Source organism: Pseudomonas sp. 1 R 17 (assembly GCF_900067035.1).
Lineage (GTDB): Bacteria > Pseudomonadota > Gammaproteobacteria > Pseudomonadales > Pseudomonadaceae > Aquipseudomonas > Aquipseudomonas marginalis.
Genome location: NZ_FKLB01000037.1, coordinates 241,194 through 255,715 on the forward strand (window position 1 = coordinate 241,194; position 14,522 = coordinate 255,715).

12 protein-coding genes are annotated in these 14,522 nt (G+C 60.1%); 8 read left to right on the forward strand and 4 right to left on the reverse strand.

Annotated elements, in window-relative coordinates:
- Positions 1-27: 27 nt before the first annotated feature.
- A complete protein-coding gene (locus BFP99_RS12990; protein ID WP_065928162.1) occupies positions 28-1,956 on the reverse strand; it encodes a transglycosylase SLT domain-containing protein in 1,929 nt (642 codons plus the stop codon).
- Positions 1,957-2,169: 213 nt separating this feature from the next.
- Here BFP99_RS12990 and BFP99_RS12995 point away from each other — a divergent pair, with 213 nt between their 5' ends.
- Positions 2,170-4,089 (forward strand): ATP-binding cassette domain-containing protein, encoded by a 1,920-nt coding sequence (locus tag BFP99_RS12995; protein WP_065947396.1) that lies wholly within the window; start codon positions 2,170-2,172, stop codon positions 4,087-4,089.
- Positions 4,090-4,171: 82 nt separating this feature from the next.
- On the opposite strand, the gene BFP99_RS13000 is transcribed toward BFP99_RS12995, so the two are convergent.
- Positions 4,172-4,612 (reverse strand): universal stress protein, encoded by a 441-nt coding sequence (locus BFP99_RS13000; protein WP_027604244.1) that lies wholly within the window; start codon positions 4,610-4,612, stop codon positions 4,172-4,174.
- A gap of 105 nt (positions 4,613-4,717) precedes the next feature.
- On the opposite strand from BFP99_RS13000, the gene BFP99_RS13005 reads away from it, so the two are divergent.
- The 7 genes from BFP99_RS13005 (at position 4,718) to BFP99_RS13035 (ending at position 13,267) form a co-directional block, all read left to right on the forward strand.
- Positions 4,718-5,155 carry a hypothetical protein gene (locus BFP99_RS13005; RefSeq protein ID WP_027604243.1) on the forward strand — a complete coding sequence of 146 codons (438 nt, stop codon included), beginning with the start codon at positions 4,718-4,720 and terminating at the stop codon, positions 5,153-5,155.
- A 611-nt stretch (positions 5,156-5,766) separates the two neighbouring features.
- Positions 5,767-7,914, forward strand: a complete 2,148-nt coding sequence (fadB, locus tag BFP99_RS13010) for a fatty acid oxidation complex subunit alpha FadB (RefSeq protein WP_065947397.1) — start codon at positions 5,767-5,769, stop codon at positions 7,912-7,914.
- A gap of 29 nt (positions 7,915-7,943) precedes the next feature.
- Positions 7,944-9,119 (forward strand): acetyl-CoA C-acyltransferase FadA, encoded by a 1,176-nt coding sequence (gene fadA, locus BFP99_RS13015; RefSeq protein ID WP_026136849.1) that lies wholly within the window; start codon positions 7,944-7,946, stop codon positions 9,117-9,119.
- A 96-nt stretch (positions 9,120-9,215) separates the two neighbouring features.
- Positions 9,216-9,452, forward strand: coding sequence for a DUF1653 domain-containing protein (locus tag BFP99_RS13020; RefSeq protein ID WP_027604241.1), 237 nt, complete (start codon positions 9,216-9,218; stop codon positions 9,450-9,452).
- Between the two features lie 114 nt (positions 9,453-9,566).
- Entirely contained in the window at positions 9,567-12,188 is a 2,622-nt protein-coding gene (gene topA / locus BFP99_RS13025) for a type I DNA topoisomerase (protein WP_065928159.1), read from the forward strand.
- Positions 12,189-12,393: 205 nt separating this feature from the next.
- Complete coding sequence (locus BFP99_RS13030; protein ID WP_027604239.1) at positions 12,394-12,915, forward strand: DUF6586 family protein; 522 nt, start codon at positions 12,394-12,396, stop codon at positions 12,913-12,915.
- A 118-nt stretch (positions 12,916-13,033) separates the two neighbouring features.
- Positions 13,034-13,267 (forward strand): hypothetical protein, encoded by a 234-nt coding sequence (locus BFP99_RS13035; protein ID WP_010212068.1) that lies wholly within the window; start codon positions 13,034-13,036, stop codon positions 13,265-13,267.
- Positions 13,268-13,350: 83 nt separating this feature from the next.
- Here BFP99_RS13035 and sulA read toward each other — a convergent pair whose 3' ends face one another.
- A complete protein-coding gene (gene sulA, locus BFP99_RS13040) occupies positions 13,351-13,824 on the reverse strand; it encodes an SOS-induced cell division inhibitor SulA (RefSeq protein WP_027604238.1) in 474 nt (157 codons plus the stop codon).
- 10 nt (positions 13,825-13,834) lie between these two features.
- Complete coding sequence (gene lexA, locus BFP99_RS13045) at positions 13,835-14,443, reverse strand: transcriptional repressor LexA (RefSeq protein WP_003172575.1); 609 nt, start codon at positions 14,441-14,443, stop codon at positions 13,835-13,837.
- Positions 14,444-14,522 lie beyond the last annotated feature (79 nt).

Here is a 14,522-nt window from a genome sequence, read left to right on the forward strand (position 1 = left end):
CGGGCATTTTCATTTCTGCTTCAAACCTTATTGATCATCAAAGTAGCGCTCATGCCAGTCCACCAACGGCTGTGGCGAGTTGAGCTTCTGCCCGTAGATCACCGAATAAGACAGCACGTTCTGCACATACTGGCGGGTTTCGTCGAACGGGATGCTTTCCACCCATACGTCGAAACTCAGGTGGTCGGCGCCACGTAGCCACTGGCGCACGCGGCCGGGACCGGCGTTGTAGGCGGCGGAGGCGAGGACACGGTTGCCGTTGAACTGACTGTGCACCTGGCTCAGGTAAGCCGCGCCGAGCTGGATGTTTTTGTCCGGGTCCAGCACCTGGGCGGGTGAGGCCAGGGGGATGCTGAACTTGCGCGCAGTGTCCTTGGCGGTGCCGGGCATCAGTTGCATCAGGCCGCTGGCGCCGACCCCGGAGCGGGCGTCGTCCATGAATGCGCTTTCCTGGCGGGTGATGGCGAATACCCAGCTGGAATGCAGGCCACGGACCTTTGCTTCGCGCACCAGGGTGTCGCGGTGGGCCATCGGGAAGCGGATGTCCAGGTCATCCCAGTACTGGGCCTGGCTGATGGTGCGGATCGCTGGGAAGTACCACTTCATGTCGTAGGCCAGCTTGGCCTGGGCGACCATTTCGTCACGGTTGAAATGGCGGCTGACGTGGTACCACTCGCGGCGGCCATCCACGATCTGGCCACGGGCGTAGAACTCAAGGGCACGGCGCACACCCGGGGTGTTACGCACTTTGTTGACCAGCGCCTGGCTCATCAGCAGCGGCTTGTTCTTCAGCTGGTACGGAGCCTTGGAGCGATCGGCGGCCAGGAAGCCATAGAAGTCCCGCTCCTGTGCGAGATTCTTGTACAGCACCAGGGCTTGCGGGTTTTTCGGCTCGGCCAGTTCCAGGCTGCGGGCCTGCCAGTAGCGCCAGCGGTTGGTGGTGGCCAAATCCTGCGGGAGTTTGCGCGTCAGTTGGTAGGCATCTTCCCAGCGGGCCAGGCGCAACAGCAGGCGCAGGCGCCATTCGGACACGGTGTTGTCGCGCAACTCGGGGTCGTACTTGGTCATCACCTCAAGCGCTCGCGGGTCGAAGCGCTTGGCCAGGGTCAGGCCGATTTCACGGGCGATTGCCACTTTTTCGTCACGGGAGAAGTGCATGCTGCTGGCGTAACCGTCGAGCAGTGCCATGGCCTTGTCCGGATCCTGGCGTGCCAGGCGGCGCAGGCCCAGGCCGACGGCGTCAGACATCGCCTCGGTGGCCGGCAGGAAGCGCGACGGGTCGCCGAGCATGTCGGGCTTCTGTGCTACGTCCACCATCAGGCGGCCCTGGGCGCCCAGGGTCGGCAGGGTTTTTACCAGGCTGTTGGCCAGCGGGTAATTGCGTGCTTCGGCGGCGAGTTTGGCGCGGTCCCAGATTTTTTGTTCAGTGAGTTGGCCGTCGGCGGCCCATTGGCTGAAGGTGGCATCACAGGCGGCCGGCTGGGATTTGCCGGTCATCCAGAGTTTTTCCGTGGTTTTGTAGCCTTCAGCCTTCAAGTTGTGGGTCAGTTGGAACTGGCCATGCAGGCAGTCCAGCTCGACGAAATTGAGCTTGGGGTCGTAGTACTTTTCAAAGGTCTGCCAGTCGCCACGCTCGGCCAACCAGCGCAACCAGCGCAGCTTCATCCAGTTGGCCTGGGGCAGGTCGCCGTTTTTGGCAAGGAATTGTTCGATTTCCTCGTTGCTGGCGGTCTTCAGCCGGGCGGTCAGTTCGTCGTAGGCCAGGTAAGGCGTCAGCGGGTAGTCGGCCAGGGCCTGGCTGTATTGCATGTAGGGGCCGGTATCGCCCTTGGCCAGGGCGCGTTTGGCTTCATCGTAATATTGACGTTGGGTGGTGAGGTCCACGGCCTGGGCGGATTGAACGGCGGTGGCGGAAAAAAGCAGACAAGATAAAAAGTTGAAAAGGCGACTGCGCATGAGACGTCCGTGCAGAGAAATCACGACTAGCACCGGCACCGCCGACACTGATTGCCCCTAGCTTAGCCTTTTGCCAGCGGCCGGCGAAAGCTTTGCCGGGTGGTTCGTTCAAGTTCTCCGGAAATGTCCTACAGAACGTGTCGGTAGCGAAAATGCTGGCCGCATCCCACCCTCAAGTCAGGTAGAATGCGCGCCCAGTTTTTGGAGAAGCGTATGACCCTGCTCAAATTCAGCGATGTGTCCCTTGCTTTCGGCGCTATGCCGTTGTTGGACAAGGTGTCCTGGCAGATCGCCCGTGGTGAGCGGGTGTGCATCATCGGCCGCAACGGCACCGGCAAGTCCAGCATGATGAAGCTGGTAAAGGGCGACCAGAAGCCCGATGACGGCTCTGTCTGGCGCGCCCCAGGCCTCAAGATTGGCGAATTGCCGCAGGAATTGCCGGTTGCCGACGGACGGACTGTGTTCGACGTGGTTGCCGAAGGCCTGGACGGTGTCGGTGAGTTGCTTGCGCAATACCATCACCTGGCCCAGAACTGCGTCACCGAAGCCGACCTGGACAAGCTGATGCACGTCCAGCAGGACCTCGAAGCCCGTGACGGCTGGCGCCTGCAGCAACTGGTGGACAGCACCTTGAGCCGCCTGCAGCTGCCGGCCGACAAGACCCTCGCCGAGTTGTCCGGCGGCTGGCGTCGTCGTGTGCTGCTGGCCCAGGCCCTGGTGTCCGAGCCCGACCTGCTGCTGCTTGACGAGCCAACCAACCACCTGGACATCGGCGCCATCGCCTGGCTGGAAGAAGCCCTCAAGGATTTCCAGGGCGCCGTGCTGTTCATCACGCACGACCGTTCCTTCCTGCAAAACCTGGCGACGCGCATCCTTGAGCTGGATCGTGGCGGCCTGATCGACTGGAACGGCGACTACGCCAGCTTCCTGGTGCACAAGGAAGCTGCGCTGTCCGCCGAAGAAACCGCCAACGCCCTGTTCGACAAGAAACTGGCCCAGGAAGAAGTCTGGATCCGCCAGGGCATCAAGGCGCGCCGTACCCGTAACGAAGGCCGCGTGCGTGCCCTCAAGGCCCTGCGCGTCGAGCGCAGCGAACGTCGCGAGCGCACCGGCAAGGCCAATATCCAGCTGGATACCGCCGATAAGTCGGGCAAGCAGGTCATGGTGCTCGAGAACGTCAGCTTCCATCACCCGGATGGCCCGTTCCTGATCAAGGACTTCTCCATGGTCCTGCAACGCGGCGACCGTATCGGCCTGTTGGGTGCCAACGGTACCGGCAAGACCACCTTGCTCAAGCTGATGCTCAATGGTCTGCAACCGACCAGCGGCACGGTGGAAGAGGGCACGCGCATCGACGTGGCCTACTTCGACCAGTTGCGCCATCAGTTGGACCTGGAAAAGACCGTGATCGACAACGTCGCCGAAGGCCGCGACTTTATCGATATCGACGGCCAGAGCCGCCACGTACTCAGCTACCTGGGTGATTTCCTGTTCAGCCCGCAACGTGCGCGTACGCCCGTGAAGGCCTTGTCCGGTGGCGAGCGTGCGCGCCTGCTGCTGGCCAAGTTGTTCAGCAAGCCGGCCAACCTGCTGGTGCTCGACGAACCGACCAACGACCTCGACGTGGAAACCCTCGAGCTGCTGGAAGAGGTCCTGCTGACCTTCAACGGCACTGTGCTGATGGTCAGCCACGACCGGGCATTCCTCGACAACGTGGTCACCAGCACCCTGGTCTTCGAAGGTGAAGGCAAGGTGCGCGAATACGTCGGTGGTTACCAGGACTGGCTGCGTCAGGGCGGCTCGCCGCGCCTGTTGGGCGTGACCGAGAGCAAGTCCGGCAAGGCCGACCTGACCTCCGCTGTGGTGGCTCCGGTGGAAGCGGCTGCACCGGCCCAGGAAGCGGCACCGGCGGCCAAGAAGAAACTCAGCTACAAGCTGCAGCGTGAGCTGGAAGCCTTGCCGGGTGATATCGACGCCAAGGAACAGCAGATCGCCGCAGTAGAAGCGGAAATGGCTGACGCGGGTTTCTACCTGCGTCCGGCAGCGGAAACCGCCAAGGTCATCGCCTCCCTGGAGACGTTGAACCAGGAGCTGGAAGTGCTGGTCGAGCGTTGGGCCGAGCTGGATGCCTGAGTGACCTTCGTGCAATAAAAAAGCCCGGCGCCCTAATATGGGCGCCGGGCTTTTTCATATGAAATGCGGTTCAAATGTGGCCTTAAGAGGTTTTTACCAGTCTGACGGCCAATACATCGCACGGCGCACCGTGCAGCACATCATTGGCAGTAGAACCCAGCAGCAACGCCAAACCATGACGGCCATGGCTGCCGACCACGATCAGGTCGCAATGCTGCTCCTTGGCCAGGTGGTGGATTTCCTGGCGCGGTTGGCCGTAGGTGAGGTGGGAGTTTTCCTTGGTCACTTCGGGGTATTTGACGATCAGGCGGTCAAGGCGCTCCTTGGCCTGGTCGAACTGTTGTTGCTGCAATTGGGAAAGGTCCATGGGCACGTCGCCGCCAAAGGCCATCGCCATGGGCTCGACGATATGCACCAGTGACAGTTTTGCGCCACTGGCAACGGCAAACGCTCGGGCGCGCTTGATCACTGGATCGCACTCTTCGGTCAGGTCTACGGCGACCAGAATATGTTCGTAGGACATGGGGCGTTCCTCCAGGGGACTGCAATAGATTCAGTATGGCTGCTTTCAAGCGGATAGGGTTGCGTCAGGTCAAATCCGCTCATCAGAAAAATCGGGAGTACACATATGACGGTCTGGATAGTGGTGTCAATCCTTGTCGTGGTTCTGAGCCCCCTGGCATGGCTGCGCCCATCACGCCATCAGAGCGGGCGCATGGCCCTGCGCATGGAGGCACGCCGCATCGGCCTGGCCATGCAACTGGCGCCCCAGGAGTGGCCGCACTGGCTCAAGCAAGAGCCGCCGAGCCCGTGTGCGCAGTACTGCCGACCCCGGCGCGGCAGTATGCCGGCCGTTTGGAGCTACTGGCAGCTGGAGCCTGGCGTGTGGGTCAATCAGTGGCGCGAAGTGTGTGTCGATGAGAAGTTGTTGCCGCATTTTGCAACGCTGCCGGCGAATGTCTACAAGGTCGAGGCCGACAAGCAAATGATCGCCCTTTACTGGGGCGAGAAGGGCGAGGCGAGCGACCTGCTCGCCATTGATACATTGCTCAAGGCCCTGGCCTGATGCTGCCCTCTGCCGCTCTCTGTAGGAACGAGCTTGCTCGCGAAAATCGTCAACGATAACGCGGGTATTCAGGTTATACGCGGCGCCCTTGAATTTTTCGCGAGCAAGCTCGCTCCTACAAAAATACCAAACGCCAGGCAATAAAAAGCCCGAAAGCATCATCGGGCTGGAGTTGGCCAGGCAGGCCGGTAAATCTGGGTTTTCCGCGTCGGATGTTCATCCAGGCGCGTTACGGTTGTCGCTAGCCTAGCGGCATATCCGGTTCTGTACAGCGGTTTTCCCTATCTTTTTCATTATTGATTTCGTGAATAGTTGAATATTGACGAATCGCGGGCCTGGCCCCGGGGTTCTGAAATGACTGGAAAGTCGCGTTTTTCCTAGCCTTTCGAGCGATTGACAATTGCTCGGAATTGGATGAAGGTGGCGTACCCAAATCAAACGGGCGTATGAATTGAGCGTTTGTCTGTCAGACCGCTCATACAGAAACCCGACTATCGCATTGGCGGGTGTGCCTGGCGGATTGGCCTGAGCATTGACGAAATTATCAATGTCCAAGCATAGGCCAGCGTCCAATGTGTACTGTTCAGCTTCCATATCGTGGAGATCAGTTGATGATTTACGAAGGTAAAGCCATCACGGTTAAGGCTCTTGAAAGTGGCATCGTCGAACTGAAGTTCGACCTCAAGGGTGAGTCCGTCAACAAGTTCAACCGTCTAACCCTGAACGAACTGCGTCAGGCCGTAGACACCATCAAGGCTGATGCATCGATCAAAGGTGTGATCGTCTCCAGCGGCAAGGACGTGTTTATCGTCGGCGCTGACATCACCGAATTCGTCGACAACTTCAAGCTGCCCGATGCCGAGCTGGTGGCTGGCAACCTCGAAGCCAACAAGATTTTCAGCGATTTCGAAGACCTCAACGTACCGACCGTTGCCGCGATCAATGGCATCGCGCTGGGCGGCGGCCTGGAAATGTGCCTGGCGGCGGACTTCCGCGTCATGGCGGCCACCGCCAAGATCGGCCTGCCTGAAGTCAAGCTGGGCATCTACCCAGGCTTCGGCGGCACCGTGCGCCTGCCGCGCATCATTGGTGCCGACAACGCCATCGAGTGGATTGCCGCCGGCAAGGAAAACCGTGCCGAAGACGCACTGAAAGTCGGTGCCGTCGACGCCGTGGTGGCTCCGGACAAGCTGGCCGAAGCCGCGTTGAACCTGATCAAGGGCGCCATCAGCGGCGAATTTGACTACAAGGCCAAGCGTCAGCCGAAGCTGGAAAAACTCAAGCTCAACGCCATCGAACAAATGATGTCGTTCGAAACCGCCAAGGGTTTCGTGGCTGGCCAGGCCGGCCCGAACTACCCGGCGCCGGTTGAAGCGATCAAGACCATCCAGAAGGCCGCGAACTTCGGTCGCGACAAAGCCCTGGAAGTGGAAGCAGCAGGCTTCGTCAAACTGGCCAAGACCTCGGCGGCCCAGAGCCTGATCGGCCTGTTCCTGAACGACCAGGAGCTGAAGAAAAAGGCCAAGGCCTACGACGAAATCGCCAAGGACGTGAAACAGGCTGCCGTGCTCGGCGCCGGTATCATGGGCGGCGGTATCGCCTATCAGTCGGCGTCCAAAGGCACGCCGATCCTGATGAAGGACATCAACGAACACGGTATCGAGCAGGGCCTGGCCGAAGCCGCCAAACTGCTGGTCGGCCGCGTTGATAAAGGTCGTATGACTGCGGCGAAGATGGCTGAAGTGCTTAACGGTATTCGTCCTACGCTGTCCTACGGCGATTTCGGCCATGTCGACCTGGTGGTCGAAGCGGTTGTCGAGAATCCGAAGGTCAAGCAGGCGGTACTGGCTGAAGTTGAAGGCCACGTCAAAGACGACACCATCCTGGCCTCGAACACCTCGACCATTTCCATTTCGCTGCTGGCCAAGGCCCTCAAGCGTCCGGAAAACTTCGTCGGCATGCACTTCTTCAACCCGGTGCACATGATGCCGCTGGTGGAAGTGATCCGTGGCGAGAAGTCCAGCGAGCTGGCGATTGCCACCACCGTTGCCTACGCCAAGAAAATGGGCAAGAACCCGATCGTGGTCAACGACTGCCCGGGCTTCCTGGTCAACCGCGTGCTGTTCCCGTACTTCGGTGGTTTCGCCAAGCTGGTGAGTGCCGGTGTGGACTTCGTGCGCATCGACAAGGTCATGGAAAAATTCGGCTGGCCAATGGGCCCGGCGTACCTGATGGACGTGGTCGGCATCGACACCGGCCACCACGGTCGTGACGTGATGGCTGAAGGCTTCCCGGACCGCATGAAAGACGACCGCCGCTCGGCGATCGACGCGCTCTACGAGGCCAAGCGCCTGGGCCAGAAGAACGGCAAGGGTTTCTACGCCTACGAGGCGGACAAGAAGGGCAAGCAGAAGAAAGTGGCCGACCCGTCGGTGCACGAAGTGCTGGCTCCGGTCATCTACGAACAGCGTGAGGTGTCGGATGAGGACATCATCAACTGGATGATGATCGCCCTGTGCCTGGAAACCGTGCGTTGCCTGGAAGACGGCATCGTTGAAACCGCCGCCGAGGCCGATATGGGCCTGGTGTACGGTATTGGCTTCCCTCCATTCCGTGGTGGTGCGCTGCGTTACATCGACTCGATCGGTGTGGCCGAGTTCGTTGCCCTGGCTGATCAATACGCTGATCTGGGCCCGCTGTACCACCCGACCGCGAAGCTGCGTGAGATGGCCAAGAACGGCCAGCGCTTCTTCGGTTAAGTGCCCAGACGACTAGAGCGAGAATATTTATGAGCTTGAATCCAAGAGACGTCGTGATTGTCGACTTCGGTCGTACGCCGATGGGCCGCTCCAAGGGCGGCATGCACCGCAACACCCGCGCTGAAGACATGTCGGCGCACCTGATCAGCAAGCTGCTGGAACGCAACGTCAAGGTCGACCCGAACGAAGTCGAGGACGTGATCTGGGGCTGCGTCAACCAGACCCTGGAGCAGGGCTGGAACATCGCGCGCATGGCGTCGCTGATGACGCAGATCCCGCACACGGCAGCCGGCCAGACCGTCAGCCGCCTGTGTGGCTCGTCCATGAGTGCGCTGCACACCGCCGCCCAGGCGATCATGACCGGCAACGGTGATGTATTCGTGGTTGGTGGCGTGGAGCACATGGGCCACGTCAGCATGATGCACGGCGTCGATCCTAACCCGCACATGTCGCTGTACGCGGCAAAAGCCTCGGGCATGATGGGCCTGACCGCGGAAATGCTCGGCAAGATGCACGGCATTACCCGTGAAGCCCAGGACGCGTTCGGCGTGCGTTCCCACCAGCTCGCCCACAAGGCGACCGTGGAAGGCAAGTTCAAGGATGAAATCATCCCGATGAACGGCTACGACGAGAACGGTTTCCTCAAGCTGTTCGACTACGACGAAACCATTCGTCCGGATACCACCCTGGAAAGCCTGGCGGCCCTCAAGCCTGCCTTCAATCCAAAGGGCGGCACCGTGACGGCGGGTACTTCGTCGCAAATCACCGACGGCGCCTCGTGCATGATCGTGATGTCGGCGCAGCGTGCCCAGGACCTCGGCATCCAGCCGCTGGCAGTGATTCGTTCGATGGCGGTGGCGGGTGTGGACCCGGCAATCATGGGCTATGGTCCAGTACCGGCGACACAAAAAGCCTTGAAGCGCGCGGGCCTGACCATCTCCGATATCGACTTCTTCGAACTCAACGAAGCTTTCGCTGCACAGGCCCTGCCGGTGCTGAAAGATTTGAAAGTGCTCGACAAGATGAACGAGAAGGTTAACCTGCACGGCGGTGCGATTGCCCTGGGCCACCCATTCGGTTGCTCCGGTGCGCGTATTTCCGGCACTTTGCTTAACGTGATGAAGCAAAATGGCGGTAACCTTGGGGTTGCAACCATGTGCATTGGTCTCGGCCAAGGCATCTCCACCGTCTTCGAACGCGTCTAAGCGTTGAGTCGACGGAAGCCGGGGCCCAGTGCCCCGGTTTTTGTTTTTTGGAATTTTTAATATTTTTTTCAACAAATTTTGTAAGGGGGTCAGAGCATGAAAGTCGAACCAGGGCTCTACCAACATTATAAAGGTCCGCAGTACCGCGTTTTCAGCGTGGCACGGCATTCCGAGACCGAAGAAGAAGTGGTGTTCTACCAAGCACTGTATGGCGATTACGGCTTTTGGGTGCGCCCCTTGAGCATGTTCCTGGAGACCGTCGAAGTTGACGGCGAGCAGGTCCCGCGCTTTGCTTTGGTCCAGGTCGAACCCAGTCTTTTTTCAGGGCAATAACGGCAGGTCGCGCAGAATGCTGCGCTTGACCTCACCTTGTTGCCACTATATATAGCGTTGCCGCGTCAGGCGCCAACTGCCTTTCACTTCTCGAATTCAGGAATTTTCCGATCCATGGGCAAATCGCTGGTCATTGTGGAATCCCCGGCTAAGGCCAAGACCATCAACAAGTACTTGGGCAACGAGTACGTGGTGAAGTCGAGTATCGGCCATATCCGAGACCTGCCCACCAGCGGTTCGGCTAGCGCCAGCAAGGAGCCTGCCGCCAAGCGCGGCAAGGCGGCTGCGGGCGAAGGTCCGGTGCTCACGCCTAAAGAGAAAGCGCGCAAGCAGCTGGTCTCGCGCATGGGTGTGGACCCGGATCATGGCTGGAAGGCCAAGTACGAAATCCTTCCGGGCAAGGAAAAGGTCATCGAAGAGCTGCGCCGGCTCGCCAAGGATGCCGACACCATCTATCTCGCAACGGACTTGGACCGCGAAGGGGAAGCCATTGCCTGGCACCTGCGGGAAGCCATCGGCGGTGATGACAGCCGCTACAAGCGTGTGGTGTTCAACGAAATCACCAAGAAAGCCATCCAGGAAGCCTTCTCCAAGCCGGGCGAGCTGGACATCGATCGTGTCAACGCCCAGCAGGCCCGTCGTTTCCTCGACCGCGTGGTGGGTTACATGGTCTCGCCGCTGCTGTGGGCCAAGATCGCCCGTGGCCTGTCCGCCGGCCGTGTGCAATCGGTAGCGGTCAAGCTGGTGGTGGAGCGCGAGCGTGAGATCCGTGCGTTCAACCCCGAGGAATACTGGGAAGTCCACGCCGACCTGGGCACCGCCAAGGGCGCCAACGTGCGCTTCGAAGTGGCCCGTGAGAAAGGCGAGGCGTTCAAGCCGCTGAACGAAGCCCAGGCCATGGCCGCGCTGGAGAAGCTCAAGGCCTCCAGCTACAGCATCGTCAAGCGTGAAGACAAACCGACCAGCAGCAAGCCGTCGGCGCCGTTCATCACCTCCACCCTGCAACAGGCCGCGAGCAACCGCCTGGGCTTCGGGGTGAAGAAAACCATGATGATGGCCCAGCGTCTGTACGAAGCCGGCTACATCACTTATATGCGTACCGACTCCACCAACCTGTCGCAAGACGCGGTGGCGATGGCGCGTACCTATATTGAAAGCGAATTCGGCAAGAAGTACCTGCCGGAGAAGCCGAACGTCTACAGCAGCAAAGAAGGCGCCCAGGAGGCTCACGAAGCGATTCGTCCTTCCGATGCCAACACCGAGCCAAGCAAGCTGAGTGGCATGGAGCGCGACGCTGAGCGCCTCTACGAGCTGATCTGGCGCCAGTTCCTGGCTTGCCAGATGCTGCCGGCGCAATACCTGTCCACTACTGTCAGCGTGGGTGCGGGCGATTTCGAGTTGCGTGCCAAGGGCCGTATCCTCAAGTTCGACGGCTACACCCGTGTGATGCCGCAGATCGCCAAGCCTGGCGATGACGATGTGCTGCCGGACATGGCCCAGGGCGACACGCTGAAGCTGATCAAGCTCGACCCGTCCCAACACTTCACCAAGCCGCCGGCGCGTTATTCGGAAGCCAGCCTGGTGAAAGAGATGGAGAAGCGCGGTATCGGTCGTCCGTCGACCTACGCGGCGATCATCTCCACCATCCAGGACCGTGGCTACGTCGCGCTGCACAACCGTCGTTTCTATTCGGAAAAGATGGGCGATATCGTTACCGAGCGCCTGTCCGAGAGCTTCTCCAACCTGATGGACTACGGCTTTACCGCCGGTATGGAAGAGAACCTCGATGACGTGGCCCAGGGCGAGCGCGACTGGAAAAACGTGCTCGACGAGTTCTACGGCGACTTCAAGAAAAAACTCGAAGTGGCTGAAAGCCCCGAGAGCGGCATGCGTGCCAACCAGCCGGTGATGACCGACATCCCGTGCCTGACCTGTGGCCGTCCGATGCAGATTCGTACCGCATCCACCGGCGTGTTCCTCGGTTGCTCGGGCTACAGCCTGCCGCCGAAAGAACGCTGCAAGGCCACCGTCAACCTGGTGCCGGGTGATGAAATCGCCGCCGACGACGAGGGTGAATCCGAGTCGCTGGTACTGCGGGGCAAGCACCGCTGCCCCATCTGCAGCACGGCGATGGACGCCTACCTGCTGGACGAGAAGCACAAGCTGCACATCTGCGGTAACAACCCGGATTGCGACGGCTACGAGATCGAAGAGGGCAGCTACCGCATCAAGGGCTATGAAGGCCCGAGCCTGGAATGCGACAAGTGCGGCAGCGAGATGCAGCTCAAGACCGGTCGCTTCGGCAAGTTTTTCGGTTGCACCAACCCGACCTGCAAGAACACGCGCAAACTGCTGAAAAGCGGTGACGCGGCGCCGCCGAAGATGGACCCGGTGAAGATGCCGGAACTCAAGTGCGAGAAGGTCAACGACACCTACATCCTGCGTGACGGCGCCTCGGGCCTGTTCCTGGCGGCCAGCCAGTTCCCGAAAAATCGCGAGACCCGAGCGCCGTTGGTGCTGGAGATCGTGCCGCACAAGGACGAGATCGATCCGAAGTACCACTTCCTGTGTGACGCGCCGAAGAAGGACCCGGATGGTCGCCCAGCCGTGATCCGCTACAGCCGCAAGACCAAGGAGCAGTACGTGCAGACCGAAGTGGACGGCAAGCCAACCGGCTGGAAAGCGTTCTACGACGGTGGCAAGTGGAAGGTCGAGGACAAGCGCCAGGGCGCTTGACCCGCTAGTCTGTTAACGTTAGAAGCCGTCTGTATAGACGGCTTTTGCTTGCTGTGGGAACGAGGAGGACGCCTGGTCCTCGCTCGCGAAGGTTGTTAACGATTACGCGAAAAACCTGGCACCGAACGGTGCTCTGAAGTTTTTCGCGAGCAAGCTCGCTCCTACATAGCCAGCATCACGCTTATTCGTTGTGGAGATTGCCGTTATGGCCAACGAGCTCTATACCCGTACCAATCAGAAAATTTATTTTGCGGGTTTGTCCCTGGAAGCCCTTGGCCGTGCCGAGGAGGGGAAGGAGATGAACGCGATTGCGCTGGTCCAGGCCGGGCGTGAAGCCGCGTTGTTCCACCTGTATGGTGCGTTACTGGGCTTGTGTCATGAGATCGCCGGGTTCTACCGCTTGCCCCAGGCCGGTTCGCCCCGTGCGGAAATGATCATGAATCGTGAGGTGCTGGAAAGCATGGCGATCCCTGAGCTGGCCGAGTTGGTGGAAATGGCGCAGAGCCCTGACAGCTGGGTCGCGCGTCTGCTTAAGGCCCATGCGGATATGTTTCAGCCGCCCCGTGTTCCCCATGTGCCCAAGGGCGATGTGACCCAGCCCTTGATCGTGGCGGTGGCGCTGGAAGAGGAAGAGCCCGAGCCACTGAGTCGCGAAGAGTTGGAAGGCTGGCGTCAGGCGCTGAAAAAGATGGCATTGCGCTTTCGTGAAGGTTTGAACGAGTGCTGAACGTTGGTCGGATTCACATGGCACCGTTCATCAAGCCGTAAAGAAACCTCTTCAGATCCTCAGCGAGGCCGGGCGGATGACTGATATAATCCCGGCCTTTCGTGGAGAACAGACTTTTATGCCGACGTCCTTTCTGGAAATTGTTGAGTTGCCTGACGGCCGAATCGAGCTGCGCCGGGCCGAGGACGAAGGTTCTCTGGTTATCCTGGATTTTTCCGAGGACGCCAAGGTGTTCCTGCAGGGCCAGCACGTGGAAGTGGCAAAAGCCATGTTGAGCGTTGGTGTGCAGATGGCCGGTCGCCTGGCAGAAGGCGAGCCCGAGAAAGAAGACGGCCCGCGCGTTCTTCACTGAGTGTGGCAAGTGGGTTCGCTGTTGTGGCAAGCCCGCTCACCACAACAGGCCCCCTCCACAGGGATAGCCTGCGGCACACAGAATTAACCCAATCGAATATTCAAGCTCTGTGCATCGCCGGTACGCGCTGCGCTGATCAGCTGTGCCTTGGCAGTGGCATTCAGCGGGTTGAGCCAGCTCACCACGGTGTGGCTACGGCCCAGGCGCAAGGCTTCACAGGTCAACTGCTGAGCACTTTGCGCACCGCGCGGTTGCAGCAGCAGGATGCGCTCGCGATTAAGGCCGGCATCCCGCAGCCAGGCCTGGGTCAGGCTGGCGGGCGGGGCGATCAGCGTCAACCAGCGTGCATCCTGTTCCTCGCTCAGTTCACGAAGGATCGGCGCCAGCAGGCTCAGGCAGCTCCCGGCCGCACCGCGCAACGACAGTTCACTGAACGCCTCAGGTTCGGCGCTCCAGGGCGCCTCGACCGTTTCCTTGAGGATGGGCGCAAGGGGTTGGGCCATAAAGGCCTCGAACAGCGACAGTTGTGTGTGTTGGGGGGTGTGCACGAGCTGCATGATGCCTCCTTTAGCGGCGAATGACGCCGACGCTCAGGCCTTCGATCACCAGGTCCTGATCTTTCAGGTTCACTTCAATCGGGGCGAACTCAGGGTTCTCGGCCAGGAGCCAGACCTTGCTGCCTTCGCGCTTGAAGCGTTTGACGGTGACTTCATCGCCGATACGGGCGACGACGATCTGGCCGTTACGGGCTTCTCGGGTGGTGTGGACGGCCAGCAGGTCGCCATCGAAGATACCCACGTCCTTCATGCTCATGCCATGTACCCGCAACAGGTAGTCGGCGCGAGGGTGGAAGAAGGTCGGGTTGATGTTGCAGGATTCCTCGACGTGCTGCTGCGCCAGGATGGGCGCGCCGGCGGCGACGCGACCGATGATCGGCAGTGTCGATTCGTCGGCCTTGGCTTCGAAGCCAGGGATGCGAATACCCCGTGAAGCACCGGGGGTCATCTCGATCGCGCCTTTGCGAGCGAGGGCCTTGAGGTGTTCTTCGGCGGCGTTGGGGGACTTGAACCCCAGTTCCAGCGCAATTTCGGCTCGTGTCGGCGGGTAGCCGTTGTCATCGAGGCAGCGCTTGATAAAAGCCAGAATCTCAGCTTGGCGTGGCGTCAGTTTTAGCATGTTGATCGCTCTGTCTTTTTATACAGTGACTGGGATTATATACAGTGGACTGCGCTTGGCAATCATCCTTTTCTACGCC